Source organism: Halovenus marina, assembly GCF_051414115.1.
GTDB lineage: Archaea > Halobacteriota > Halobacteria > Halobacteriales > Haloarculaceae > Halovenus > Halovenus marina.
Genome location: NZ_JBLKNZ010000001.1, coordinates 867,146 through 894,026, shown reverse-complemented (window position 1 = coordinate 894,026; position 26,881 = coordinate 867,146). Strand labels below are relative to the sequence as shown.

The following is a 26,881-nucleotide window of genomic DNA, read 5'->3' as shown; positions in this document are numbered from 1 at the left end:
CGGTCGGATGACTGTTCGTCGTGCGACTAGCTCCGGAATTGTTTTACGCTGGGATGGACCACTGTACTGGCAATGAGTGACCTCGCCGAGGAGTACGACCTCGATTACTTCGCCGACAACGGCTTCCATCGGCTCACCTGCACCGAGTGTGGGGACCACTTCTGGACGCGCGACGAGTCCAGAGCAACCTGCGGGGAGCCACCCTGTGCGTCCTACGACTTCATCGACGACCCCGGCTTCGACACGGAGATGACGCTCGCGGAGATGCGCGAGACGTTTCTCTCCTTTTTCGAGGAGCACGGCCACGCGCGAATCGACCCCTACCCGGTCGCGGCGAACCGCTGGCGCGACGACGTTCTTCTGACGCAGGCCTCGATTTATGACTTTCAGCCCCACGTGACGAGCGGGCAGTCGCCACCGCCCGCCAACCCGCTCGCGGTCAGTCAGCCCTGCATTCGGATGCAGGACATCGACAACGTCGGCAAGACCGGGCGACACACGATGGCATTCGAGATGATGGGCCATCACGCGTTCAACGCCGAGGAGGGGAGCGGCTACGCCTACGAGGGCGAGGTTTACTGGAAGGACGACTGCGTGCGGTACTGCGTGGAACTGCTGGAGGAGGTCGGCGCAGACATCGACGAACTGACGCTCATCGAGGACCCGTGGGTCGGCGGCGGCAACGCCGGACCGGCCTTCGAGGTTATCTATCGGGGCCTCGAGCTCGCGACGCTCGTCTTCATGCAGTTCGAGCAGGACCCCGACGGCGAGTTCGAGATGAAAGACGGGAACACCTACAGCCGGATGGACCGGCGGGTGATAGACACCGGCTACGGTCTCGAACGCTGGACGTGGATGAGTCAGGGCACCCCCACAATCTACGAGGCGATCTACCCGGAGATGCTCGACTTCCTCAAGGACAACGCCGGAATCGACTACACCGAGGAGGAGCAGGCGATCATCCACGACGCGGCACGCCTCTCGGGCAACCTCGACATCGACGACGTCGACGACGTGGAGGCCGCCCGCGGCGATATCGCCGCACAGCTAGACGTCGACGTCGACCAGTTGCGCGATCTGGTCGAGCCGCTCGAAGACATCTACGCTATTGCCGACCACTCGCGGACGCTCGCGTACATGCTCGGTGACGGCATCGTTCCCTCGAACGTCGGCACCGGCTATCTGGCGCGGATGGTGCTGCGCCGGACGAAGCGACTCGCCGACGGCGTCGGCGTCGACGCGCCGCTCGACGAACTGGTCGACATGCAGGCAGAGCGCCTCGGCTACGAGAACCGCGATACTATCCGCGACGTGGTGCGGACGGAGGTAGAGGCGTACCGCGAGACACTCGAACGCGGCGGCCGCCGGGTCGAGGCGCTCGCCGAGGAGTACAGAAGCGAGGGTGAGCCGATTCCGGCCGACGAACTCATCGAACTGTACGACTCACACGGCATTCAGCCGGACATGGTCGAAGAGATTGCGGCCGAACACGGTGTCTCCGTCGACGTGCCCGATGATTTCTACGCGCTCGTCGCACAGCGCCACGAGGGCGAATCCGACGAGGAGGAAGACGCTGACAGCGTCGACGTCGAACAGTTCGAGGAGCTCCCAGAAACGGACAAGCTGTACTACGAGAGCCAGGACCGACTGGAGTTCGAGGCGATGGTACTCGACGTGCGCGAGCGCGAGGAGGGCTACGGCGTGGTGCTCGACCAGACGATGTTCTACCCCGAGGGCGGCGGTCAGCCCGCCGACCACGGGACGCTCTCGACGGACGACGTGACCGTCGAAGTCGAGGACGTACAGGAGTACGACGGCGTGGTCGTCCACCGCACCGACGGTGACCCCGGAAAAGGCGAGTTCGTCCGCGGAACCGTCGACGCGACGCGGCGTCGCAGACATATGCGCCACCACACTGCCACCCACCTCGTTGGTCACGCGGCCCGGCAAGTACTCGGCGAACACATCCGGCAGGCAGGCGCACAGAAGGGTGAACACAGCGCCCGTCTCGACGTCAAACACTACGAATCGATCGACCGCGAACAGGTCAAGCAAATCGAGATGCGCGCGAACGAACTCGTCATGGAGAACGCCCCTGTCGAGCAGGAGTGGCTCGAACGCAACGAGGCCGAGGCGCAGTTCGGCTTCGACATCTATCAGGGCGGGATCCCACAGGGAGAGCAGATCAGACTCATCCACGCTGGCGACGATTCACAGGCCTGTGGCGGCACACACGTCTCCCGGACGGGCGAGGTCGGCGCGATCAAGATTCTCGGCACAGAGCGCATCCAGGACGGCGTCATCAGGCTGACCTACGCGGCCGGAGACGCCGCAATCGAGGCGACTCAGCGAACCGAGGATGCACTCTACGAGGCAGGCGAGATACTCGACGTCGACCCACAGGAGGTGCCCGAGACCGCTCGCCGCTTCTTCGAGGAGTGGAAAGCACGAGGCAAGCGTATCGACGAACTCAAGGAGGAACTCGCAACCGCGCGAGCGAGCGGCGGCGGGGATGACGAGAACGAAATCGACGTGAACGGCACCACGGCGGTGATCGACCGCCTCGACGGCGACATGGACGAACTCCGCGCGACGGCAAACGCCATCGTCGACGAGGGGAAAATCGCCGTGCTCGGCTCTGGACTGGACGGCGCGCAGTTCGTCGTCGCCGTCCCCGAGGGGTCGCCCGTCGACGCGGGGAGCGTCGTCGGTGAACTCGCAGAGCGCGTCGGCGGCGGCGGCGGCGGCCCGCCCGATTTCGCACAGGGTGGTGGTCCGAACGCCGATGCGCTCGACGACGCACTGGAGGACGCGCCAGAGATTCTCAGACGACGTGTGGACGCGGACTGACACAGCCAACCACCGCGACCGAGCACTCGGTGCGTGGGGTTGTTTAGCCTCGACAGCGAATGGCTATTGTGCCGACAGTCAGAGTAGACGGCGTGGAACTGTACTACGAGCGAGCGGGGAGCGGCGAGACTGTCGTCTTTCTCGGCGATATCGGCTTTGGCGCGTGGCAGTGGAGCTTTCAGGTGGATGCGCTCGCTGGCCCCTACGAGACGGTGGTGTGGGACTACCGCGGCGTGGGCCAGTCTGAGCAGTCGAACGCGGCCTGCGATATCGAACGGATGGCGAGCGACCTCGAAGCGGTGTTGCGCGCGGCCGACGTCAGACGCGCGCATCTCGTCGGAGCAGGGCTTGGTGGGGTGGTCGCGTTACAGTACCTCAGCGACTACAACCGCGGGCGGTCGCTGACGGCATTCGGGACCACACACGACGGAAGCCGAATCGACGAACCGGCGGCGCGGCAACTGTACGCGCGACCGGACGATACCGCTCAGTCTGACGACGTAGAGGCGTGTCGCGCCTCACTCGAAGCGGGATTCTCGCCGACGTTTCTCGACGCCAATCCTGACACCGTCGAGCAGATTTGTGAGTGGCGACGGGAGGAGGACGGGGACGAGCGAACCGTCGAGCGCCAACTCGCGGCCGCGACCGAATTTCGGGCGGACCCACTGTACGAGTACACCGAACCGGCACTCGTCTGTCACGGACTCGCGGACCCGATAGTGCCGGTCGAAGCAGGACGAACGCTCGCTGAGGAGTTGCCACGTGGGACCTTCGAGGCGGTAGAGGGGCGGCATCTCTGCTTTGCGGAGCACGCTCGGGCCGTCAACGACCGCGTGATCGCGTTTCTCGACGGCGTAGAAGCAGGCGAAGTCTGAGCAGTGGTCGAGCGGGAGTGACGCGGTAGCTGGTTATTCGTCGCCGCCGTCAGTCGGTTCGTCGTGCTCACCAGCGACATCATCATCCGATTCGTCGGCAGTCTCGTCCAGTTCGTCGTTCGCATCACCCGACTTGTCGGCGGCCTCGTCTGCTTTCGGCACGCGAACGTGAAGCGTCCCGTCGTCTTGCAGTTCGGCAGTTGCCTCGGCCGCCCGAACGGGCGTCTCAGGGAGGTCGACGCTGCCATGGAGTGTGAGACCGCGGCCGGGGAACTGCATCTCGAAGCCCTCGTAGAACTCGCGGAACCGGTCGATACGAACGTGGACTCGTCCGTCCTCGAATCGCACCTGCACGTCCTCGGCCTGTGCTCCCGGCGCGTCGAAGACGACGAGATAGGCGTCGTCGCTTTCGAGCAGGTCGGCGGGGATGGGACGGGTTTCCTGGACGCGGCTGACGGCGCGTCCGACCGTCTCGAAGACTGCCTCGCCGACCGACTCACCGATGTCGCGAATCACAGCGTCACCTCCGAGAGACAGTCCGTGCCGCCACAGTACGGGCACTGGAAGTCCTCGACTGTCACGCTGTCGGGCATATCGTAGGTGTAGTGCAACTCGAACATGTCGAGTTCACAGTCGTCGGAGGTGCAGACGACTTCGAGGGTCGCGGGCATACCGACACGTAGGGGCGCGCGACTAATCAATACCGTGGCTGAACGCTGCCACGGGTCAGCGTTCGACTGAGAGCCAGCGTGAGTTCGAGGCTCACTCCCGGTACTCTCGAACGCGCTCCGATGGATCGTCGACGCGTTCCTCGGTCAGGTCGACAGTCCCGAAGTGGCAGTGATGGGTGTGATTTTCTCCGGCGGAGCGCTCGACCGGTTCGACGGCCCCACAGACCTCCTGAGCCACGGGACATCTGGTGTGGAATCTGCATCCGCTCGGTGGGTTTTCCGGGTCCGGCGGTTGCCCCTCCAGTCGAACGCGAGAGCGGTTCGTCCCGGTGACGGTCGGCACAGAGCGCAACAGCGACATGGTGTAGGGATGTGAGGGCGACTCGAAGACGGCGTCGGTCGGTCCGACTTCGACGAGTTCGCCGAGATACATCACGCCGACGCGGTCAGTGATGTGGCGAATCGTTCGAAGGTCGTGGGAAATAAAGACCATCGTGAGGTCGAACTCGGCCTGAATCTCTTCGAGGAGCTGCAGGATCTGCGCCTGCACGGTGACGTCAAGCGCGCTCGTCGGTTCGTCGGCGACGATCAGCGTGGGATCGACGCTCAGCGCGCGCGCAATCTCGACGCGCTGTTGCTGACCGCCCGAGAGTTCGTGAGGGTACTTCTCCCGTCTCGCCGGGTCGAGTCCGACCTGTTCGAGCAGTTCGTCGATCCTGGCAGAGCGCTCCTCCGCGGTGAGGTCGGTGTGGATCACGAAGGAGCGTTCGAGGATCTGTTCGACGCGCTTGCGTGGGTTGAGCGACGACGAGGGGTCCTGATGGATGAACTGGATCTCGCTTCTGAGCGGGCGGAGTTGCCGCATCGAGGAGTTGGTGATGTCCTCGCCGCGGTAGGTGAGCGTCCCGCCGGTCGGCCGGTCGAGACGCACCAGTACCCGGCCGAGCGTCGACTTGCCACAGCCACTCTCACCGACGAGGCCGAACGTCTCCCCCTCCCGGAGATTCAGTGACACGCCGTCGACGGCGCGCACCTTCCGGTCGCGTCCCGGGAGCAGCGATGCGAGCATGCTCTCCGAGGACTGGTAATATCGTTCGAGTTCGTCCGCGACGAGGACGCTATCGTCGTCGGACACCTGCGTCGTCGCGTCTATCTCGTTACCGCTGACGGTCATCGGGACTCACCCCGCTCGTCCGATGGCGATTCTGGCTGATCAGCCGTCTGTAAGGCATCTGCGTCACCGTACAGCACACAGCGAGTGGTGTGGTCGGACGACTCCGCCCGCCGCGGCGGGGGAATCTCCGTCGAACCCTGTTCGCTCACGGCCGCCGGGTCGTCGTCGGGTCCGACAGGATAGACCGGCGGGAACCGCGAGTCGCAGGCCGCGTTTGCACTCGGACAGCGCGTCCGGAACGGACAGCCAGACGGTCGCTTCTGCGGGTCGGGGACGTTCCCCGGCAGCGGGTCCAGCGACTCCGTCCCGTCGAGGGTCGGAACGCTTTCGAGCAGGGCCTCCGTGTACGGGTGTTTCGGGTTCTCGAACAGTTCCCGCGTCGGGCCGGTTTCGACGACCCGTCCCGCGTACATCACCGCGACCCGGTCTGCGACCTCGTTGATGACGCCCATGTCGTGGGTGATGAAAAGCACCGAGGAACCGAACTCCGCCTGCAGTTCCTCGATCAGGTCGAGAATCTGGGCTTCGATGGTCACGTCGAGCGCAGTCGTCGGTTCGTCTGCGATCAGCAGTTCCGGCTGACAGCTAAGCGCCATCGCGATCATGGCGCGCTGGCGCATCCCGCCGGAGTACTCGTGGGGGTATTCGAGCGCACGCCGGTCCGGTTCCGGAATGCCCACTCTGTCGAACAACTCGACGGTGCGTTCCCAGGATTCCTCGAAGCGCTTCGGCCAGTCCTTCGGGCGGAGCAGGCTCGTGAAGGCGTTTCGCTCCAGTCGGGAGATGCTCTCTCCCGGGATGTCCTGATGCATCCGGATCGTCTCGGAAACCTGGTCGCCGACCGTCAGCACGGGATTCAGCGCGGCACCCGCGTCCTGAAAGATCATCGAGATCCGGTTTCCGCGAATCGATCGAAGGTCCTCCTCGTCCATGTCGATCAGGTTCTGTCCGTCGAACCGAACAGTCCCGTCGAGCGACGCCGAGGACTCGAACAACTGGAGGATGCTCCGTGCCGTGACCGACTTGCCGCTGCCGCTCTCGCCGACCAGTCCGACCGTCTCGCCCGCTCCGATTTCGATGTCGATCTCAGAGATGGCTTCGATCGGACCGCGCTGAGAGGGGAAACGAACGGAAAGATCCTCGATCGAGAGAAGCGGCTCCGACGGGGTTCCAGCGGGCGGTTCGTCACTTTCAGCGTGCGATCCATCAGTGTCGGGCGTTGATTCGCCGGATTCAGCGGTGGTGTCGTGGGTCGTCATTGTTCAGTGTCTAGCAACTCCTCTTCCTGCGGGTCGAGCGCGTCCCGCAGCGCGTCGCCGACGAAGTTGAGGCTCAGTACGGTCACGACGATAGCCATCCCCGGTGCAATCGTCCACCAGGGAGCCTGCGTCATGAAGTCCCGGCTCTGGGCCAGCATGCGCCCCCACGAAGGGTCCGGCGGGGGCACGCCGAGTCCGAGAAAGGACAGCGCGCTTTCGAGCAGGATGGCCACGGCCAGACTGATCGTCGCCTGCACGATGATCGGCGCGGTCACGTTCGGGAGAATCTCGCGGAAGATGATCCGGTAGTCGCGTTCGCCGATCCCCTGTGAGGCCTGCACGAAGTCCTCCTGCTTGACCGAGAGGACGCTCCCGCGGGTGATCCGGGCGAAGATCGGCCAGTAGACGATCCCGACCGCGAAGATGACGTTGTACTGGTTCTGCCCGAGCACGGCGACGAGCGCCAGGGCGAGCAGTAGGGCGGGGAAGGAGAAGATCATGTCGGCAAAGCGCATGATGCTCTCGCCGACGACGCCCTCGTAGTAGCCCGAGATAGCCCCGAGCGTGACGCCGACGAACGTCGCGACGCCGACGCCGAGCGAGGCGACGAACAGCGAGGTTCGCGCCCCGACGATAACCCGAACGAGGATGTCCCGGCCGTAGCGGTCAGTCCCGAGCGGGTGATCGATAGACGGCGACTGCAGCATGATCGCCAGGTTCGTCTGTTGGGGGTCGTATCCGATTATCAGCGGGACGGTGACTGCGGTCAGCGTGATAAACGAGAGGATCACAGCCCCGAGAAGCGCCAACTTGTTGTGGACGAGCGTCTGGAGAAACGAGCGAAGGATGGAGCGTTGCGCCGTTTGGTCCGGTTCGGATTCAGTGTTTGTTGCCATCTGTGATCACTCGTAGGAGATCCGCGGATCCAGATACGCGTAGACCAGATCCACCAGGAAGTTCACTGTGGTGAACAGGAATGCGGTGACGAGCAGCACACCTTGCAGGACGACGAAGTCACGGTTCTGAACGGCATCGAGCGTCAGCTGTCCGAATCCGGGGATCGCAAACACCTGCTCGATGACGATGGTGCCGCCGAGCAGGTAGCCCACGTTGAGACCGATGACCGTGACCGTCGGGATGAGCGCGTTCGCAATCGCGTGTTTGTTCTGGATCAGGTCCTTGGTCAGTCCTTTCGCCGTCGCCGTCTCGATGTACTGCTCGTTCATCACCTCGATGAGACTCGACCGCATCATCCGCATGACGATCGATGCGATGGCCGTTCCGAGCGCGATCCACGGGAGGATGAGGTGTTTGAACCCGGCTACCGGGTCATCGAGCGGCGAGACGAACCCGCCGGAGGGGAGCCACTGGAACGACTCCGCGAACAGCAAGATGAGCAGGATTCCGAGAAAGAAGTTCGGAATCGAGATGCCAGTGAAGGCAAACAGCGTGGCTCCGTAGTCCAGTTTGGTGTTGCGGTGCACCGCCGAGATGATGCCAGCGGGGATACCGATGATGATCGACAGGACCGTCGCACCGATTGCGAGCCAGAGCGTCTTCGGGAACGTCGTCGCGATCATCGACGAGACGGCCTCGCCGCTCATGATCGAGGTCCCGAAGTCGCCCTGGAGGACGCCTGCGAGCCAGTCGAGATAGCGGATGTGAAGCGGGTCGTTCAGTCCGAGTTGGGTCCGCACGGCGGCGACCTGCTCTTCGGTCGCCCCGGTTCCGAGCATCGTCCGGACGGGGTCGCCGCTGAGCACGTGAACGAGCAGGAAGGCGATGACGCTGACACCCAACAGGACGGGGATGTACTGCGCGAGTCGTTTGAGGATGTAGCCGTACATATGGGTAACGGAGCGGTCCGGGTGTGGACGTCAGTCCTCGATGTAGGTTTCGTGGAAGGTCGCCTGTTCGACCGGCGTCATCTCGTAGCCGCCGACCTCGTTCCTGAGGCCGGTCAGGTCCTGGCGGAAGTAGAGATACGTCATCGGCAGATCCTCGGAGACGATACTCTGGATCTGACTGTATATTTCGGCCCGCTCTTCGGTGCCGACCGTCGTACGCCCCTCCTCGACGAGCCGGTCGACCTCCTCGTTCGCGTAGCCCCAGTGGTTCCACGCACCCTCGGAGTGGTACTGCCGGTAGTACCAGCCGTCGGGGTCGATCCGTCCCGACCACGAGCCCACGGAGAGGTCGAAGTTGTTGTTCACCCAGACCTCCTGCAGCCACGTCGAGAAGTCCATAATGTCGATGGACATGTCAATACCGAACTGGCTGAGCTGTGAGCTGATGAGTGTGGCCGTGTCGGCGTAGGTCGGCCCCGGCGTTCGGGAGGCCTTGATCGTGAGGCTGATATCAGACGGGGAGTAGCCAGCGTCGGAGAGAAGCTGTTCGGCCTGTGCCATGTCCTGTTGGACGGTTTCACCGGTGTCGATGAGGTCATTCCAGGCGCTCGTGGGCGGTACCGGCGAGTCGACGACCTCGCCACGGCCGAACAGCACCCCCTGGATGAACTGTTCGCGGTTGATCGCGTGGTTGATCGCCTGCCGAACTCGGCGGTCACCCAGCGGTTCCTGGTTCGTGTTGAACCAGAAGCCCTGTTTCCAGAGCGCCGGAACCGACTCGACTCGCGTATCGCTCCCGCTGTCGATGTTGTTGGCGTTCTGGAATGGAACGCCGTACATGACGTGGGATTCGCCGGTGCTAAGCCGCGTCGACCGTGTGGCCGCTTCGGGGACGACATTGAAGTTGACGCTGTCCAGGAGGGGCATCCCATCCTGATGATAGTCGTCGAACCGCTGGAGTTCGAGTACCTCGTTGACGCTGTAGTTCTCGAAGCTAAAGGGCCCGGTTCCGACAGGGTTCTGCTGCAGGTCGACCTCCTCCTCAGCATCTGCAGGGACGATATACGCCCCCTCGGTGAACGCGACCAGGAACGGTGCGAACGGCTCCGAGAGGGTGAATCGGATCTCGTAATCGCCCATCGGCTCGATGTTCTCGACCAGCTGGAAGTTCGCCGCACGCGGTGAACCCAGGTCCGGGTCGAGGATCCGATTGATCGTGTACTCGACGTCGGCTGCAGTCAACTCGCCGCCGATCGGCTCGTGGAACTGAACGCCCTCTTTGAGCTGGATGGTGTATTCGAGGTTGTCGTCGCTCACCTGGTAGTCGGAGGCGAGCAGCGGTTCGACTTCGAGTTGGGCGTTGATGTCGAACAGCCCCTCCATCACGTTCTCGAAGGCGAGCTGTGCGACGTTTATCGTCGACGTGTGCGGGTCGAGGTTCTCCGGGTCGCCAGCGCTGGCCACCTGGAGCGTGCCACCCGTCGGCGGCCCACCGTTCGACCCATCGTCGCCGCTCCCATCACCGGAGCCATCGCCGCTGCCATCACCGCTTCCGTCGCCGGATCCGTCACCGCTGCCGTCTCCAGATCCGTCACCACTCCCGTCACCGGATCCATCGCCGCTGCCATCGTCGCCATCATCGCCACTACAGCCAGCGAGCGCGACCAGGGAGCCGGTACCAACCGCCGAGAGGATTCGTCGGCGGGAACTGCTGGGGACCGAGAACTTGTTGTGATCTGCCATATCCGGCATTATCAGTCTATATATTTAAAACCACCCCGTGGATTAATATACAGATTGTCACGAAAAAATCAGAAACGCGACAGGCAGTGGCTTGGAAGGCCAACTTCCAAATACCGTGACACCATAGGAGTGGTATGGAGATGTGGGCGTGGCTCGCGGCGTACGTCCTCGGGTTCGTGTTGCTCCAGGTCTATCTCTATCGGTACTTTGTGACCGGGGACTCCACGACGGAGAGCGCGACACCTGATTCGCCGGGGGAGCAGCGAGCACGCCCCGTCGAACGGTCGGCACGTCGGACTGAACCGCCGGAGGGCGACGAGGAGTATCTCCACTGTGAGAGCTGTGGAGCGTACAACGAGAACCACCAGATGTTCCGGTTCTGTGGCGAGTGCGGCACGAAACTCCGGTGAGCGATGGACAGCATCGCGATCAACGTCGGCGCAAACACGAACGAACCGGGGTTTCGTGGGCCAGTGCGTTCCGACGGTTCCTTCGTGTACCTCCCGATTCCCGAGTCGAAGCAGACGAGCGAACCGGTCCCGACGTACGGTGACATCATCGAGGGACTCGACATCTCGATTCCAGAGCGAGTACACGAAACGCCGGTGCATCTCGACCCTGAGTTTGCGGAGTACCCCCACTGCGAACGATACACCTACGGCGACGACTACGCGGTCAAGGCCGGGCCGCTCTCCGAACTGTCTGCGGGGTCGTACGTCTTTTTCTACGCCACGCTCTCGGTCACCGAACCCGCGACGTGGCTCCCGCCCGAGTGGGGCGCGTTTCTCATCGGGCAGTTTCGGCTGGCCCGCGATCCGGTGACTGGCGACGAGTATCAGACACTCTCGCCCGAGCGTCGACAGGTGTTCGCGTCCAACGCCCACGTCAAACGCGACCCGTTCGACGCCCGCGTGTTGCTCGTCGGTGATCCCGAGCAGTCGATGCTGTACGACAGAGCGATTCCGCTGAGTACACCGACAGGTGGCACAGAACCGGGCTGGCTGGTGACGGACCTGTCCGAGGACTCCGGAAAGGGGCCGTGGTGGCGACGGCCGCTCAGATTCGACGCGGCAGCGACCGAGCAGTTGCTCGACCTCCCGGCGGATCCGAGCCAGGTCATCGAAGGAGACAAGCGCTGATACTCGGGAAACGTTCGGGTGCAGTCCCGCGGTATCTTCGGGTGAGTGGATTATCAACGCTGATAGTCCGAGCCAACAACTATACTATGGGCACCCCCTGGTGTATGTATGCGCGTTTCGAGTGGTGTACCCGGATTCGATGACCTTGTCGAGGGAGGGCTGTTGAAGGACCGGCTGTACGTCGTCAGCGGCCCGCCGGGAAGTGGGAAGACCACGTTTTGCTCGCAGTTTATCACACAGGGCGTGAAGGAGGGCAAGGAGTGTCTGTACGTCACGATGCACGAGACCAAAGAGGAACTCAGCGAGGACATGTCGGGGTTCGAGTTTGGCTTCGACCGGGCGATGCAGTCCGACCAGTTGCAGTTTCTCAATCTCGTGACCGAAGCGGGCAAGCGAACGATCACCCAGTTCGGGACCGACGGCGGATTGACGAACCGGCTGGTCGCTTTCATCGAATCGAACGGGATCGACCACTGTGTCATCGACTCGACGATGCTCCTGCAACACTTCTTCTCGGATATGTCCGACGAGATAACCGGATTCCTCTCGGCGCTGAAACAGACCGAGGCCACAATCCTGTTGATCTCGGAGATGACCGACCCGACGTCGTACTCCGACGAGCACTATCTGGCACACGGGGTCATCTTCTTCCATAACTTCCTGGATTCCGGCGGGATGACCCGGGGCGTACAGGTGATCAAGATGCGCGGGACGGCAATCGACAGCGACATCCGCGAGCTGTCATTCTCCGACCAGGGCTTGCGAGTCCACACTGACAGGAAGGTGCAAGGATGACGTGCGACCCTCCATCCAGAGAGGTCACACCAGGATAATGAGCAGATACGAGCGTGCCTTCGGAACGGACTGGGACAGCCTCGACAAGACCGAGGCGATCGAACGTGCGTACGCGCTCGGTGTCGCGACCACGCTGGGGGAGTACCACCCGGACGAACTGGACGCCCTGCGTGCGGAGATGAACTCCGCATACGACAGGAGCGTCCTCGACCTGGCCTTCGACGAAGGGAAAAACGAGGGACGGGATCTCTCTGTCGAGCGATCCGACCCCGAAGACGAGCAAGTTTGGGCGGAACTCGTCGGGGAGGGCGACCCCGACGGCACGTCGACCGGCGGTCGAACAGGGCTCCCAGAATCACTGTCGGAACCTGATGTGCTCGACCGGCCGAACCTCGACCACACCGACGCGGTCGAACGGCCGAGTTTTCTGGATAAAGACTGAACGGACTATCTCGTCAGTGCACGACGAGCACACAGGTTCCGGGCCTTGAAATGCACACAGACCCTAGAGCAGATACATGAGTTCGGAGTCAGCCTACGAGGTTGCGGTCGTCGGCGGTGGTCCCGCTGGACTATCGGCGGCGTTGTACACGACGCGACTCGGTCACGACACTGTCCTTATCGACCGTGGTGGCGGTCGCGCGGCGATGATGGCCGACACCCACAACGTCGTCGGTGTGACCGAGGATATCTCCGGGATGGAGTATCTCCAGACCGGCATCGAGCAGATCAAATCCTACGGTGGTGACCACAAGCGGGCGTTCGTCTCCGACGCCACACAGCATGAGTCGGGCGCGTTCGAGCTAGAGATGGACACTGATACGATCCGCGCCGAACAGGTCGTGCTCGCCACTGGATTCAGCGACGGGCGACCGGACCCGCCCGCGCCACGAACGGCACGCGGTCTGCACTACTGTCTGCACTGTGATGCGTACATGTTCGTCGACGCGCCCGTGTACGTGATGGGGACCGGGAACAGCGCCGCACACGTCGCGATGATCATGCTCAATTTCACCAGCGACGTCGACATTCTGTTGAACGGCGACGAACCGACGTTCGACGAGGACACCGAGAGACAACTGCGCGCGCACCCGGTCGATATCGTCGAACCGGAGGTGACGGGCGTCGAAAACGACGACGAGGGCTGGCTCGAAGCGATGACGTTCGCGGACGGCACCCGGAGAGAGTACCGTGGCGGCTTCGCGATGTACGGCTCAGAGTACAACACGGAACTCGCGGAAGCGCTTGGCTGTGAGTTGAACGACGACGGCACCATCGCCGTCGACGACCACGGCCGGACGAGCGTCGACGGCATCTACGCCGTCGGTGACGTGACGCCCGGCCACAATCAGGTTCCAGTCGCTGTCGGTGAGGGGGCAAAAGCCGGACTGGCGATCCACTACGAACTACGGACGTATCCGAAATCGCTCGACGAGATCGAACAGTCGGGAGCGGTCGACGCAAGCGACGTGCCGGGGATGTCGGCCGATCTTCGCGCTCGCGCTCGTGAACACGAGTCGAACGTGAGCGTCGAGACAGAACAGGCAGCGGACGACTGAGCTAGTTGCTGTGTGAGCTATCGGCGGATTAGTCGTCGGCAGCGGCGGGACTGTCGCCGTCGGCGGCGGCGTACTCCTCGGCGTCGATGCTCGGCGGGTACTTGCCGCGGTCGAGTTGCAGATCTGACTGCGGGCGAGCCATACAGGTGAGTGCGTAGTTCTCGCGCTCCTCGTCGGTGAGGCCGCGCGCGGCCGGTTGCGTGACCTCGCCCGATTCGATCTTGGCCGAGCAGGCCAGACACATCCCGACCCGGCAGGAGTACTCCTGTGCGATGCCCTCCTCGATACAGCGACTCAGGATGGTCTCTTTCTCTGAAACGGAGATCGTCTCGCCGGTCCCGACGAACTCGACGGTGTGTTCGGTCATGCACTGGCCTACAACGGTGGCCAATAAAACTCTTTATCAGCGTGGTGGGGTTGCGGATCGAACCTGTGGCCGATCAGCGTGAGTTGGCTGCAGATCGAACACGTGGAGCGAGCCACGCCCACAGCGCCCGCACCTGCACCCGCGGGTCGAAGGCCGAGCGGTCGTCGGCGACTCTGAGTTTGTACACCGCACAGGCGAACAGCATCACCGACATCCCGATGGTCTGGAACGTCGCCGCACCGACAATTGCGGACAGCCAGCCCTGCAGCGGTTCGGGGAACCCGGTGAGATATTCGAGTTGTTCGCTCGGACGGTTGTTGAACGAGAACAGAATAGCCGCAGCGTAGAAGAGATACCGCTCCCACCCATCGCGCCAGAGGTACACGAGCGCGATCAGGGGGAAGAAGATGAGCACCGCGTACCACTGGAGCGACGGGTAGATCAGCATGGTCACGACTGTGGTCGCCAGAAGCGCCATCAACTGTTCGGTCAGGGTGTCGACGTTCACGTAGAACACGTAGAGAATGAGCGCCGAGAGTCCAGCCGAAAGCGCGGGCAAAACGACGTAGGGAGCCGACGGCCAGGCCCACCAGATGAGATGCGAGAGGGGGCGCTGGAAGGTCACGTACAGAAATCCGTCGGGCGGATAGCCGCCGATGAAGGCGTCAGAGCCACTTCTGCCGAGAAGCACGTCGGTGAAATAGAAGACCGAGGTGTCGAGACCGAACAGGACGACACCACCGATAAGTCCCGCCACGCCGGTCAGGAGAGCGACCGCTGTCGCCGTCCATCTGTGGTCGCGAAGGAACCACAGTCCAACGAGCGCGGGAAATATCTTGAACAGGGCGGCGACGGCGAAGACGACCCCGGCCAGCACTTCGCGGTCACGATACAGCCCCCAGAATCCGAGAGCGAACAGCCCACCCAGAAGAATGTTGATGTTGCCCCAGAAGATGCTTCCGTACGCGTGTTTCGAGAGGAGAAAGATCCCGAGAATGAGTCCACAGTCAAGCCAGCCGAGGCGGTGGTCGTGGGACTCGATAAAGCGAACGATGAGCACCGTCGCCAGCACGGCGGCGAGCACTGACAACACGGTCAGGAGCGTGTAGCCGGTCGACCACTCGAACAGGGTAAACGGGATCCAGGTCAGGGCCGTGATCGGCGGGTACAGGTAGTAGTAGGCGTCGTGGCCGGGCGGGTGAACCTGATAGAAGTTCGCCCCCTCCATGGCGGCTTCGGCGGCCACGTGATAGACGTGATAGTTGACGCCCATACTGCCGTAGATATCCCACGTCCACAGACCGATCCGAGGGTTGTCGAGATACAGATCCAGTCCGAGCGGGAAAGAGGCGGCGAGGATGATCCACGCTGCAATCGCCCGGTCACCGAACAGGGGGCGACCGAGCAGCGTCAGGCGGCGATTAAGACGGGAGGGCAGAGACATACAGGAGCGTGCGACTGCGATGACAATAAGTACTGGTGGACTATCCTCGCGAAGTCGGTCGGCGGGAGACGGTCGATGAGCGAAGAGTTTTCCCGCTCCGGAATTGACTGGGAGGCATGGCAACTGAGGAGGCCCAGCAGTCGAGCGCGGCGACGTCCGCGAACCGACGGACGACGTGGGACGCCGTGGTCGTCGGGGCAGGCACGTCCGGCTGTTACGCCGCAGCGACGCTGGCGGAGGCAGGATACGACGTCGTGATTATCGAACGAAAGGACCCGGAGGAAGCCGGACACATCGCCTGTGGTGACGCGCTGAAAGGAGCGAGCAACTTCCCGTCGGTGATCGACCGCTCACAGCTCGAACCCGCAATCACCAACAACGAGGTCGACCACGGCCAGTTCGAGATTCCACAACTCGACACCGTCGTCGACATTCCCGTGCCTGGCGAACTCGCCGTCGTCGACCGCTGGGAGTTCGGCCGCCGACTCATCGACGGCGCAGAGCGCACCGGCGTGAACTTCCACTACGATACGGTCGTCAACGACGTCGTCCAGAACGGACGGTTCAAAGGACTGAACGCGCGCTATCGTGGCGATCCGCTCACCTACGACGCCGACATCGTCATCGACGCGACGGGGTCGCTGTCGCTGCTGCAGGACAAGGCCGACTTCTCCGATGCGACCTTCGACACGAACGTTCGATACTCACAGTTTTCCTCGGCCTATCGGGAGATAATCGAGGTCGACGAACCGGTGGAGTGGTCGGACGCGCTCGTCTTCAAGCCGACCGAGCGTGCGGCTGGCTATCTGTGGTACTTCCCGCGGACGCCCACCGAGATAAACGCCGGACTCGGCTTTCAGATGACCGAGGAACCGATGCAACTCGTCGACGACCTCAAGCGCGACCTGCGAAATCGTCCGGAGTTCAAAAACGCGACCGTCAAAGACAAACTCGGCGCGGCCCTCCCGACGCGACGGCCCTACGACTCTGCTGTCGCGGACGGCTACATGGCCATCGGGGACGCCGCCGCCCACGTCAACCCCACCACTGGCGGGGGCATCGCCGGGGCCGCATACGCTGGCACCTACGCCGCGGAGGCCGCAATCGACGGCCTCGAAGATGGCGACGTGAGCGAATCGGCGCTCTGGGAGTACAACGAGCGCGTCATGGACCACTTCGGGGGCCGCTACGCCGCGCTCGACGTGTACAACATCTACACGACCGCCTACGACGTCGACGACCTGATGGGCCTGCTCGCCGCGCTCCCGGTCGGAAAGCTCTCCGAGGCCATCTACTCGGGGTCGGCGAACATCGGCCTGTGGCTCAAACTCAAGACGCTGTTCAAGGCACGCGGCCATCTGGATACGATCTACGACCTGTATCAGACGAAAAACCTCGCTGACGAATTGCTCGAACACTACGAGCGCTATCCCGACGGTCCCGACGAGTTCGGGGAGTGGCAGACCGAGCGGGACGCGATCATGGACCGCGTCTACGAGCAGGTCGGGGCAGAGCCGAAGTACTGACTGCAGTCGAGAGAGCTATCCCTGTGGTGTCGAAAGGGTCGGACATGTACCGCCCAGAGTCCGTGCCCGACGCAGATCTGGAGCAGATGGTCGACGACGGACAGTTCGGTCGCGAGGTCGGCGTCGGCGACGAGATTGCCGTTCTGATCGTGGACATGACCAGAGAGTTCACCGAAGACCGCTTCGCGAACGGGAATTCGGAGACGGGAAAGCCCACCGCGAAAGCGATATCGAGGCTCATGGAGACGGCCCGCGAACACGGGGTCCGGGGCTACTACTCCATTTCGCGGAAGGGAACACACGAGAACGAGGCGGGCAGATGGCACGACACGAGCGACGAGAAATCCCAGACCGAGGAGATGCTCACGCTCGACGATCAGCTCTCGCCCGCCGACGACGACGTCGTGTTCGACAAGCACAAGCCGAGCGTGTTTTTCGGGACACAGCTCGAAAGTATGCTCACCTACGACAGCATCGATACGCTGGTCGTCACGGGGATGACGACATCGGGGTGTGTCCGCGCGACGGTCGTCGACGCGTTCTCGTACAACTATCGCGTGCTGATTCCACAGGAGTGTGTCGCCGACCGGTCGCAGATCTCTCACGAGATCTCCCTGTTCGACATGGACATGAAATACGCCGACGTCACGACCCTCGAAGAGACGGTCGAACGCCTCCGGGGGGATGGCTGATAGTGATTATTGCGAGTCTTTACCGCCAGGCTGTCACAATCCGGGTGTGTACGCTCTCGAACACACCGTCTCCGTCCCGTGGTCACGAAAATTACCGCAATAATCACTATGAGAGTCAGGAGACGACGATCACCGAACGGGAACCCTTATCGAACGGGAGAACGATCTACCGGTATGGAGTCACGGGACCTGGACCCCGACGAGGTCGTCGACATCTACGACGAACTCCTGAAGACCTACGAGAAGGAGTGGGAACAGCGGGGCCACAGGAGTCTGCATTTCGGCTATTACGACGAGGAACACACCGAACCGGGCGAGGCCTCGATGAACACGATGCGAGTGCTCTCGGAGGCGCTCGACATCGACGAGAGCGACCGGATCCTCAACATCGGCTGTGGCGCTGGCGAGGACTCGGTCTGGAACGCTCGCGCGTACGGGGCCGAAGTCGTCGGGGTCAACATCAGCGAGACGCAACTCGACATCGCGCGCAAGAATGCCCGCGAGCACGACGTTTCAGAACTGACCACGTTCGCGAAAGACGACTTTCACGACCTCGACACTGTCGACGACGACTCGGTGGACGTCGTCTGGGGGCTGGAAGCGATCTCACATTCGCCGGACGTGTCACGGGTGCTCGAACAGGCAAAGCGCGTCCTCCGCGCCGACGGCCGGATCGGTGTGACCGATATGTTCACTCGCGCACTGGATCTCTCGTCGACCGACCGCGACCGCATCCGGACAGTCAACGAATCGCTCGGAGTGCGCGTGGGGAACGTCGACGACTTCAGGGAGGCGCTCGAAGCGGCAGGCTTTACGAACATTCGTGTTCGTGACCTCACGGAGGGCGTCGAGGAGTCAGCGGAGCAGCGCTACCGATTCTCGCGGATGGCACATCCCGGCTATCGCCTGCTCGGTCTGGTCGGGCGCACCTCCGAGACACAGATCGATGCGCTCGAAGCAAACGCCGATATCTATCGACTCGTGCGTGACGGCACGCTCGGGTACTTCCTAATCACCGCGGATCTGAGCGAGTGACCACACCCAGCGAGAGTGGGGTCTGATCGACGGCGGACCGCTGATGTTTTTACCGGAGGGCGTGATACCACACGCTAATGACCCAGTCCGAACTCGGGGCGTACGCCGCCGACTCCGACGACGATGATCGCCCTGCCCAGGCCGAGGCACAGGCGATTGCCGGAACGGCAACGACGACCGCCGACCGCGTCGACGCCGACGACGCGCTGTTTGCCCCGGTCGAGGGAACCGTCGAGATGGCGGTGATGCAGGTCGATTACACGGTCGAGGGTCGCGGCGACGAGGAGTATCCGGTCATCCACGTCTTCGGCCGGACGAGCGACCGGGAACTCGTCCACGCGAAGGTGCGGGACTTTCGCCCCTACTTCTACGCGCCGGTCGAGAACGTCACCGAGGGACGACTGGAGGAGTACGACCGGATCACTGACTGGGACGAAACCGACGACGATGGCGACCCCTTCGAGTCGATTCGCGGTGAGAAACTGGTCAAGATATACGGACAGACGCCGCGGGACGTGGGCCAAATTCGCGACGAGTTCGAGCACTACGAGGCGGACATCCTCTTTCCCAATCGATTTCTCATCGACAAGGACATCACGAGCGGGATCTCGATCCCCGCCCGCGAAGTCGACGATGACCCGCGACAGACCCTCCGCGTCCACCACGAGGAAGTCGAGCCAGTCGAGATGGACGTAAAGCCCCGAGTCAACACCTTCGACATCGAGGTCGACGACCGCTCTGGCTTCCCCGAGGACGGCGAGGAACCGATCATCTGTCTGTCCAGCCACGACTCCGACCGCGACGAGTACATCCTTTGGCTGTACGAAGCGCCCGGCGGGGAGGATCCCCCGGAAGCGATCGAGGGCTACGACCCGATAGACGACGACACCGTCGAATCTGACCTCGACGTCGATCTCCGAACCTTCGACACCGAGGAGGCGATGCTCGACGCCTTTCTCGGGTACATCGAGGACACCGACCCCGACATCGCGACTGGCTGGAACTTCACCGACTTCGACGCGCCGTACCTGCTCGACAGACTCGACGTTCTGGATAGCGGAACGGACCACGACCTGAACGTCGAACGCCTCTCCCGCGTCGACGAGGTGTGGCGCAGCGACTGGCAGGGCCCGGACGTCAAGGGCCGCGTCATGTTCGACCTGCTCTATGCCTACCAGCGCACCCAGTTTACGGAACTCGACTCCTATCGACTGGAGGACGTCGGGACACGCGAACTCGGCGTCGGCAAGGAACGCTACGCGGGCGACATCGGTGATCTCTGGGAGAACGACCCCGAGCGACTGCTGGAGTACAACCTCCGGGACGTGGAACTCTGTGTCGAACTCGACCGGGACCAGGACATCATCGCCTTCTGGAACGAGGTGCGCCAGTTCGTCGGGTGTAAAATCGAAGATGCGACCACGCCCGGCGACGCCGTCGACATGTACGTCCTCCATAAGCTTCACGACAACTTCGCGCTCCCGTCGAAGGGCCAACAGGAGGGCGAAGCCTACGAAGGCGGCGCGGTCTTCGACCCGATAACGGGGGTTCGAGAAAATGTCAGCGTGCTGGACCTGAAGAGCCTCTATCCGATGTGCATGGTGACGACGAACGCATCACCGGAGACGAAAGTCGACCCCGAGGCGTACGAGGGTGACACCTACCGCGCACCGAACGGCACGCACTTTCGGAAGGAACCGGACGGCGTCATCCGGGAGATGGTTGACGAGCTTCTGACAGAACGGGAAGAAAAGAAATCACAAAGAGACGAATTTAGCCCTAAAGAGCCAGAATACGAGCAGTTCGACAGACAGCAGTCAGCTGTCAAGGTGATTATGAATAGTTTGTACGGCGTGCTTGGTTGGGATCGGTTTCGCCTCTACGACAAGGAGATGGGGGCAGCGGTCACGGCGACGGGTCGGGAGGTAATCGAGTACACCGACGACGTCGTCCAAGCGGAGGGTTACGAGGTGGTCTACGGGGACACCGACAGCGTCATGTTAGAAGTCGGAGATGTTCGTCCAGCGGACGTCGAAGGGGGCGTGGAGGTCACCGACGAGATGCGCGAGAAACACCCCGGTATGGGCGAAGAGCAGTTGGAGACGGTGGCGGCGACCATCCAGAAGGGCTTCGAGTTAGAGGAACAGATCAACGACTCCTACGATTCGTTCGCCCTCGAAGAACTGAACGCCGCCGAACACCGCTTTCAGATCGAATTCGAGAAACTGTACCGACGATTCTTCCAGGCGGGCAAGAAAAAGCGCTACGCCGGACACATCATCTGGAAGGAGGGCAAGCACGTCGACGACATCGACATCACGGGATTCGAGTACCAGCGGTCGGATATTGCACCGATCACGAAACGCGTCCAGAAGGAAGTGATCGACATGATCGTCCGAGGCGAGGACACAGAGACGGTGAAAACGTACGTGACGGAGGTCATCGAGGACTTCAAGGAGGGCAATGTCGACCCCGAGGACGTGGGCATTCCGGGCGGCATCGGGAAACGACTCGACAACTACGACACCGACACCGCCCAGGTTCGGGGTGCGAAGTACGCGAACCTCCTCCTTGGGACGAACTTCCAGCGCGGGTCAAAACCGAAGCGACTGTATCTCGACCGCGTCCACGCGGACTTTTTCGAGCGCATCGAGCGCGAGGAAGGACTCGACCCCGCCGAGGACGTTCTCTACGGGGAGTTCCGCCGGGACCCGGACGTGATCTGCTTCGAGTACGCAGACCAGATCCCCGAGGAGTTCGAGGTCGACTGGGAGAAGATGCTGGACAAGACGCTCAAGGGACCGATCGAGCGCATTCTCGAAGCGCTCGACGTGACCTGGCAGGAAGTCGAGTCCGGACAGGAACAGACCGGACTCGGGCAGTATATGTGATACTGTCGGCAATAACCTCTCGAAAAGAATCACCCCTCGGCTGGAACACACTCGACAGAATCCCCGATCGTCAGGAGGGTCTCACGGTCGACTGGTCCACTGACGCTGTAGATCGCGCCGTCGCACCGCCACTGAATGGTATCGACTCCGGACTGACCGAGGTAGTAGTACGTTCGCCCGTTCCGGGTAACCTGCTCTGCCTCCTCCCGGACACCGCCAGTCGTGCGACGAGTGACGAAGATGTCTGCTGTCCCGTTCGTGTAGCGGAGCGAGACAGCATCCGTCGCGTTCGTTCCAGACTCGAATTCGAAATCAGCGGGGAGTTGTGGTGATGGAACAGGCTTGTCACTCCCCGAGACCAGCGCGTCGTAGCTCTCGAACCGGTCTATGCTCTGTCCCGGTCGCGACACAGTTGCATTTTCCGGCGGCACGAACTCGAAGATATCGTCATCGACCGTCGGGTCGAACTCGATGTCCTCGACTCTCATCGAGCCAGTAATGTGTTCTGTCTCTCCGTTGATCTCGGCTACGACCGTCCACTCCCCCCGCAGAACGACGTAGTGCTCGGTGTCGACATACAGCGTCTGTTCGAGCTGTGTTTCGGCGTCTTCGGTCGACTCCATCTGAAAAACAAACGCATCGCGGCCCGAGACGCGTTCGACACCCTCGTAGCTCACTTCGACCGGCTCACTCCAGAATCCGGGCTGTACCGCGGAGTTGCTGGTGGAACTGGACGTGAAGGCAGAAAAGATCGGCAAGACGACCGGTTCGGTCGGCTGCTCGGCCGCCACACTCTCGAACAGCTGTCTGATCTGCCGACTTTGATTTCTCACGCCGCCGGTTCCCTCGGTCGAGATAACCAACACTTCGTTATCCGCTGGGCTGTAGTTCCAGATCGTCGTCCCGTTCGAGACGGTGATCTGTCGCTCCCCGTCGACGGCGGTCACCGCATATCGCTCGCCAGTCGAGGGACGAACCGTTCGCTCGATCGTGTTCGATGTCGTCCCGTTATCCGTTGTGAACACCACTGTCGCGTTGTAGACGCCGACGTCGGAAAATTGCTCAGCGGCCGTTTCACCGGTTGGTAGTTCCGGCTCATCTCCGGCGAGTCCACTACAGCCAGCAAGTAAGAGAAGAACGCCGAGTCCGGCCGTCAAAATCACTCGTCGCCGCGAACAGGACGATGAGTGCAATACAGACATGTGCTGGTAGCTGGCGGTATCGTACACGTCCCACCCTTGTTTATCTGACTCATCTGTTTGCCAGTGACCACACCCAAAACGCTTCGGTATCCGACCGATAGTCCGTGAACAAAAAATATATTTCTTGGTTCGCAAAACACGACGTGCAAATCCGAAACTATTATGGGTCAGTCGCCCCACTTTTCGGATGACCTAAGAACACCTATGGCGACCCTTACAATTGACAACCTCCACGCAGAAGTCGCAGAGGAAAACGGTGAACAGATCCTTCACGGGGTGGATCTCGACGTATCGAGCGGTGAGATCCACGCGTTGATGGGGCCAAACGGCAGCGGAAAGTCGACGCTCGCGAAGGTCATCGCTGGCCATCCCGCCTATCGTGTCACCGACGGTTCGGTGACGCTCCACCTCGACGGCGACGAGTACGACGAGGAAATTCCCGATGACATGCGCGAGTGGGATCTCCTCGACCTGGAGCCAAACGAGCGCGCTGCGCTCGGTATCTTCCTCGGCTTCCAGTACCCCGCAGAGATCGAAGGCGTCACGATGGTGAACTTCCTCCGGACGGCGCTCAACGCGAAACTCGAAGAGCAAGAGGAACTCTTCGAGGACGAGGAGGAAGAAGAAGCCGAAGAAGAATCGACAAACGAGGACGCGGCGGGCTACGAGACGTCGCCGATGGAAGGCCCCGCGGACGAGGGCGAAGTCGGCGTCGCGGAGTTCCAGCAGATCCTCCAGGAGAAGATGGAACGGCTCGACATGGACGAGAAGTTCGCGAGCCGGTACCTCAACGCGGGCTTTTCCGGCGGCGAGAAAAAGCAAAACGAAGTGCTCCAGGCAGCTATCTTGGAGCCAGAAATCGCCGTCCTCGACGAAATCGACTCCGGACTCGACATCGACCGGCTACAGGACGTTTCGAACGGGATCAACGCCCTCCGCGACGAGGAAGGGGCGGGCATCCTGCAGATCACTCACTACCAGCGTATCCTCGACTACGTGGAACCGGACCACGTTCACGTCATGCTCGACGGCAAAGTCGCCAAAAGCGGCGGCGCGGAACTTGCCGAACAGCTCGAAGACGAGGGGTACGACTGGGTTCGTGAAGAAGTATACGAGACTGCATAACTACAACCATGAGTTCAGACCAAGACCACCTCAAAGACACCGACACGGAAGCCCGCTTCGAGTTCAAGAAAGAGGAGAAATCCGCCTTCGAGGCCGAGAAGGGCCTCACCGAGGAGACCATCCGAGTCATCTCGGAAGACAAGGACGAACCCGAATGGATGCTCGAACGGCGACTCCGCGCGCTGGAGCTGTTCAAGGAGCTCCCGATGCCGACCGACTGGCCGAGCGCGCCTGACCTCTCTGAGGTCGACGTCGACGAAATCGTCCCGTACATCCGTCCCGACATCGAGACACGCGGCGGCGTCGACGACTGGGAGGACCTGCCCGAGGAGATTCAGGACACCTTCGACAAACTCGGCATCCCGGAAGCAGAGAAAAACGCCCTCTCCGGTGTGGGCGCGCAGTACGAATCTGAGATTGTCTACCAGAACATGCAGGAACAGTGGGAGGAGAAGGGCGTCATCTTCTGTGACATGGACAAGGCAGTCCAGGAACACGAAGAGATCGTCCGCGAGCACTTCATGACGAAGTGTGTCCCCCCGAGCGACAACAAGTTCGCCGCGCTCCACGGTGCGATCTGGTCGGGCGGCTCGTTCGTGTACGTCCCCGAGGACACCACCGTCGAGATGCCCGTGCAGGCGTACTTCCGGATGAACTCCGACGGCATGGGCCAGTTCGAGCACACGCTCATCATCGCCGAGGAGAACTCCGAAGTCCACTACATCGAGGGCTGTTCGGCTCCGAAGTACTCGGAGTTCAACCTCCACTCGGGCGGCGTCGAAGTGTTCGTCAAGGAGGGCGCACACGTCCAGTACTCGACGGTGCAGAACTGGTCGAAGAACACCTACAACCTCAACACGAAACGCGCCATCGCTGAGGCCGACGCCACGATGGAGTGGGTCTCGGGGTCGATGGGCTCGAAGGCCACGATGCTGTACCCTTCGACCATCCTCAAAGGCCCCGGTGCGACGGACAACCACATCACTATCGCCTTCGCGGGCGAGGGCCAGAACATCGACACCGGCGCGAAGGTGTACCACAACGCGCCAAACACCAAATCGACCATCGAGTCGAAATCCATCAGCAAGGACGGCGGCCGCACCAACTACCGCGGCATCGTCCACATCAGCGACGGCGCGGAGAACTCCTCGACCGCCGTCGAGTGTGACGCGCTGATGTTCGACAACGAGTCCACCTCCGACACGATGCCGTACATGGAGATTCAGGAGAGCAAGGTCGACGTTGCCCACGAAGCGACGGTCGGCAAGATCGGTGACGAGGACGTGTTCTACCTGCAGTCTCGCGGCCTCGACGACGACGACGCAAAGCAGATGATCGTCGCTGGCTTCATCGAACCGATCACCGAGGAACTGCCCATCGAGTACGCGGTGGAGCTGAACCGCCTCATCGAACTGGAGATGGAGGGCAGTCTCGGATAACTCCGAGGTGATTTCCATGAGTACGCAGATACACGCAAACCTCACAGAATCGCAAGTAACGGAGATCAGCGAGTCACTCGGCGAACCTGAGTGGCTGCTGGAGACGCGTCTCGACGCGCTCGCTGCGCTCGATGGGTTGGACATGCCCGACGTCATCCGAACACCTGGCCGTGACTGGACGAACCTCGACGCGCTCGATTACGAGTCGCTGGTCGACCCGCTCGACTGGGCACAGGAGAAAGACCGCGTCAGCGCCGAGGGCGTCGACGTGCTCGACTGGGAGACGGCCCTGTCCGAACACGGCGACCTGATCGAGGAGTACTTCGGGACGGTCGTCGACACCGAGCGCGACTATCTGACAGCGCTCTCGACGGCGCTGTTCAGTGCCGGAACGGTCGTCTACGTCCCCGAGGGCGTCACCGCGGAGGACGTCAAGATCCGGACGCGGATGAACTCCCGGTCGCTGTTTAACTACACGCTCGTCGTGGCCGAGGAGTCTGCGAGCGTGACCATCCTCGAACGGCAGTCAACCGGCGAGGACGCGAAGGCAGTCGACGAGGGTCGCTACTACAGCGGCATCGTCGAGGCCGTCGCCGGGGAGAACGCACACGTTCAGTACGGTGCGCTCCAGAATCTCTCGGAAGAGACCTACAACTTCCAGGTCAAGCGCGGTCACGCAGACACCTACGGACAGATCAACTGGATCGACGGCAACATCGGCACCCGTCTCACGAAGTCGTCCGTGGAGACGCGCCTGATCGGCGACAGTAGCGAATCAAAGATTGTCGGCGCGTTCTTCGGCCACGACGACCAGCACTTCGACATCGCCAGTCGCGTCTGGCACGAGGGCGAGCACACGACAGCCGACCTCGTCACTCGCGGCGTCCTCGACGACGCAGCGCGCTCGGTCTACGAGGGTGTTCAGGATGTCGGCACCGACGCGTGGGACACGAACTCCTATCAGCGGGAGAACACCCTCATGCTCTCCGACGACAGCGAGGCCGACGCGTCACCGAAACTCATCATCAACAACCACGACACGGAAGCGAGTCACTCCGCGACCGTCGGTCAGGTCGACGCCGAGGAGTTGTTCTACATGACCTCCCGTAGCATCGGTGAAGAGCAGGCGACGAACATGCTCGTCGAGGGCTTTTTCGTCCCCGTTCTCGAAGAGATCGCGGTCGCAGAACTGCGCGAGGACCTCGAAGAACTCGTCGCCGGTCGACTCCGGAACTGACCGAGTCGAGC

Annotated in this window: 24 protein-coding genes; 14 read left to right on the top strand and 10 right to left on the bottom strand. The window is 62.1% G+C overall.

Annotated elements, in window-relative coordinates; genetic code table 11:
* The first annotated feature begins 72 nt into the window (after nucleotides 1-72).
* Nucleotides 73-2,850, top strand: coding sequence for an alanine--tRNA ligase (gene alaS / locus ACMGFL_RS04510; protein WP_436934343.1), 2,778 nt, complete (start codon nucleotides 73-75; stop codon nucleotides 2,848-2,850).
* Nucleotides 2,851-2,909: 59 nt separating this feature from the next.
* Nucleotides 2,910-3,725, top strand: coding sequence for an alpha/beta fold hydrolase (locus ACMGFL_RS04505; RefSeq protein ID WP_436934342.1), 816 nt, complete (start codon nucleotides 2,910-2,912; stop codon nucleotides 3,723-3,725).
* A 33-nt stretch (nucleotides 3,726-3,758) separates the two neighbouring features.
* On the opposite strand, the gene ACMGFL_RS04500 is transcribed toward ACMGFL_RS04505, so the two are convergent.
* The 7 genes from ACMGFL_RS04500 to ACMGFL_RS04470 all read right to left on the bottom strand — a co-directional run bounded on the left by ACMGFL_RS04500 (nucleotide 3,759) and on the right by ACMGFL_RS04470 (nucleotide 10,419).
* On the bottom strand, nucleotides 3,759-4,241 hold the full coding sequence (locus ACMGFL_RS04500) for an Hsp20/alpha crystallin family protein (RefSeq protein ID WP_436934341.1): 483 nt from the start codon (nucleotides 4,239-4,241) through the stop codon (nucleotides 3,759-3,761).
* Nucleotides 4,238-4,396: a DUF7559 family protein gene (locus tag ACMGFL_RS04495; RefSeq protein ID WP_436934340.1), complete on the bottom strand. Its 159-nt coding sequence runs from the start codon at nucleotides 4,394-4,396 to the stop codon at nucleotides 4,238-4,240. The genes ACMGFL_RS04500 and ACMGFL_RS04495 overlap by 4 nt, the downstream gene beginning before the upstream one ends.
* 91 nt (nucleotides 4,397-4,487) lie before the next feature.
* Entirely contained in the window at nucleotides 4,488-5,570 is a 1,083-nt protein-coding gene (locus tag ACMGFL_RS04490) for an ABC transporter ATP-binding protein (RefSeq protein WP_436934339.1), read from the bottom strand.
* Nucleotides 5,567-6,829 carry an ABC transporter ATP-binding protein gene (locus ACMGFL_RS04485; protein ID WP_436934338.1) on the bottom strand — a complete coding sequence of 421 codons (1,263 nt, stop codon included), beginning with the start codon at nucleotides 6,827-6,829 and terminating at the stop codon, nucleotides 5,567-5,569. The genes ACMGFL_RS04490 and ACMGFL_RS04485 overlap by 4 nt, the downstream gene beginning before the upstream one ends.
* Entirely contained in the window at nucleotides 6,826-7,725 is a 900-nt protein-coding gene (locus ACMGFL_RS04480; RefSeq protein ID WP_436934337.1) for an ABC transporter permease, read from the bottom strand. The genes ACMGFL_RS04485 and ACMGFL_RS04480 overlap by 4 nt, the downstream gene beginning before the upstream one ends.
* Nucleotides 7,726-7,731: 6 nt before the next feature.
* Nucleotides 7,732-8,676 carry an ABC transporter permease gene (locus ACMGFL_RS04475; RefSeq protein WP_436934336.1) on the bottom strand — a complete coding sequence of 315 codons (945 nt, stop codon included), beginning with the start codon at nucleotides 8,674-8,676 and terminating at the stop codon, nucleotides 7,732-7,734.
* A gap of 30 nt (nucleotides 8,677-8,706) precedes the next feature.
* On the bottom strand, nucleotides 8,707-10,419 hold the full coding sequence (locus ACMGFL_RS04470; protein WP_436934335.1) for an ABC transporter substrate-binding protein: 1,713 nt from the start codon (nucleotides 10,417-10,419) through the stop codon (nucleotides 8,707-8,709).
* A 134-nt stretch (nucleotides 10,420-10,553) separates the two neighbouring features.
* Between ACMGFL_RS04470 and ACMGFL_RS04465 the strand changes: the two genes are divergently transcribed.
* The 5 genes from ACMGFL_RS04465 to ACMGFL_RS04445 all read left to right on the top strand — a co-directional run bounded on the left by ACMGFL_RS04465 (nucleotide 10,554) and on the right by ACMGFL_RS04445 (nucleotide 13,912).
* Complete coding sequence (locus ACMGFL_RS04465; RefSeq protein ID WP_436934334.1) at nucleotides 10,554-10,829, top strand: DUF7577 domain-containing protein; 276 nt, start codon at nucleotides 10,554-10,556, stop codon at nucleotides 10,827-10,829.
* 3 nt (nucleotides 10,830-10,832) lie between these two features.
* Complete coding sequence (locus ACMGFL_RS04460; protein WP_436934333.1) at nucleotides 10,833-11,558, top strand: Nmad3 family putative nucleotide modification protein; 726 nt, start codon at nucleotides 10,833-10,835, stop codon at nucleotides 11,556-11,558.
* Between the two features lie 108 nt (nucleotides 11,559-11,666).
* Nucleotides 11,667-12,353, top strand: a complete 687-nt coding sequence (locus tag ACMGFL_RS04455; protein ID WP_436934332.1) for an RAD55 family ATPase — start codon at nucleotides 11,667-11,669, stop codon at nucleotides 12,351-12,353.
* A gap of 37 nt (nucleotides 12,354-12,390) precedes the next feature.
* Nucleotides 12,391-12,795, top strand: coding sequence for a DUF8057 family protein (locus ACMGFL_RS04450; RefSeq protein ID WP_436934331.1), 405 nt, complete (start codon nucleotides 12,391-12,393; stop codon nucleotides 12,793-12,795).
* Nucleotides 12,796-12,871: 76 nt separating this feature from the next.
* The gene (locus ACMGFL_RS04445; protein WP_436934330.1) at nucleotides 12,872-13,912 is read left to right on the top strand and encodes an NAD(P)/FAD-dependent oxidoreductase; all 1,041 of its coding nucleotides are present in this window, start codon (nucleotides 12,872-12,874) and stop codon (nucleotides 13,910-13,912) included.
* 28 nt (nucleotides 13,913-13,940) lie between these two features.
* Here the strand turns inward: ACMGFL_RS04445 and ACMGFL_RS04440 are convergent, their stop codons facing one another.
* Entirely contained in the window at nucleotides 13,941-14,279 is a 339-nt protein-coding gene (locus ACMGFL_RS04440) for a 2Fe-2S iron-sulfur cluster-binding protein (RefSeq protein ID WP_436934329.1), read from the bottom strand.
* A gap of 73 nt (nucleotides 14,280-14,352) precedes the next feature.
* Nucleotides 14,353-15,723, bottom strand: coding sequence for a glycosyltransferase family 87 protein (locus ACMGFL_RS04435; RefSeq protein WP_436934328.1), 1,371 nt, complete (start codon nucleotides 15,721-15,723; stop codon nucleotides 14,353-14,355).
* A gap of 116 nt (nucleotides 15,724-15,839) precedes the next feature.
* Here ACMGFL_RS04435 and ACMGFL_RS04430 point away from each other — a divergent pair, with 116 nt between their 5' ends.
* The 4 genes from ACMGFL_RS04430 to ACMGFL_RS04415 all read left to right on the top strand — a co-directional run bounded on the left by ACMGFL_RS04430 (nucleotide 15,840) and on the right by ACMGFL_RS04415 (nucleotide 21,867).
* Entirely contained in the window at nucleotides 15,840-17,249 is a 1,410-nt protein-coding gene (locus ACMGFL_RS04430; RefSeq protein WP_436934327.1) for a geranylgeranyl reductase family protein, read from the top strand.
* A 44-nt stretch (nucleotides 17,250-17,293) separates the two neighbouring features.
* Nucleotides 17,294-17,941, top strand: a complete 648-nt coding sequence (locus tag ACMGFL_RS04425; RefSeq protein WP_436934326.1) for an isochorismatase family protein — start codon at nucleotides 17,294-17,296, stop codon at nucleotides 17,939-17,941.
* Between the two features lie 174 nt (nucleotides 17,942-18,115).
* A complete protein-coding gene (locus ACMGFL_RS04420; RefSeq protein ID WP_436934325.1) occupies nucleotides 18,116-18,976 on the top strand; it encodes an SAM-dependent methyltransferase in 861 nt (286 codons plus the stop codon).
* 77 nt (nucleotides 18,977-19,053) lie between these two features.
* On the top strand, nucleotides 19,054-21,867 hold the full coding sequence (locus ACMGFL_RS04415; protein WP_436934324.1) for a DNA-directed DNA polymerase: 2,814 nt from the start codon (nucleotides 19,054-19,056) through the stop codon (nucleotides 21,865-21,867).
* Nucleotides 21,868-21,896: 29 nt separating this feature from the next.
* On the opposite strand, the gene ACMGFL_RS04410 is transcribed toward ACMGFL_RS04415, so the two are convergent.
* Complete coding sequence (locus ACMGFL_RS04410; protein ID WP_436934323.1) at nucleotides 21,897-23,024, bottom strand: LolA family protein; 1,128 nt, start codon at nucleotides 23,022-23,024, stop codon at nucleotides 21,897-21,899.
* A gap of 249 nt (nucleotides 23,025-23,273) precedes the next feature.
* Here ACMGFL_RS04410 and ACMGFL_RS04405 point away from each other — a divergent pair, with 249 nt between their 5' ends.
* Genes ACMGFL_RS04405 through sufD form a run of 3 tightly spaced genes read left to right on the top strand, consistent with a single transcriptional unit; the run spans nucleotide 23,274 to nucleotide 26,870 of the window.
* Nucleotides 23,274-24,194 (top strand): ABC transporter ATP-binding protein, encoded by a 921-nt coding sequence (locus tag ACMGFL_RS04405; protein WP_436934322.1) that lies wholly within the window; start codon nucleotides 23,274-23,276, stop codon nucleotides 24,192-24,194.
* An 8-nt stretch (nucleotides 24,195-24,202) separates the two neighbouring features.
* Nucleotides 24,203-25,633: a Fe-S cluster assembly protein SufB gene (sufB, locus tag ACMGFL_RS04400; RefSeq protein ID WP_436934321.1), complete on the top strand. Its 1,431-nt coding sequence runs from the start codon at nucleotides 24,203-24,205 to the stop codon at nucleotides 25,631-25,633.
* 16 nt (nucleotides 25,634-25,649) lie between these two features.
* On the top strand, nucleotides 25,650-26,870 hold the full coding sequence (sufD, locus tag ACMGFL_RS04395) for a Fe-S cluster assembly protein SufD (RefSeq protein WP_436934320.1): 1,221 nt from the start codon (nucleotides 25,650-25,652) through the stop codon (nucleotides 26,868-26,870).
* Nucleotides 26,871-26,881: the final 11 nt, after the last annotated feature.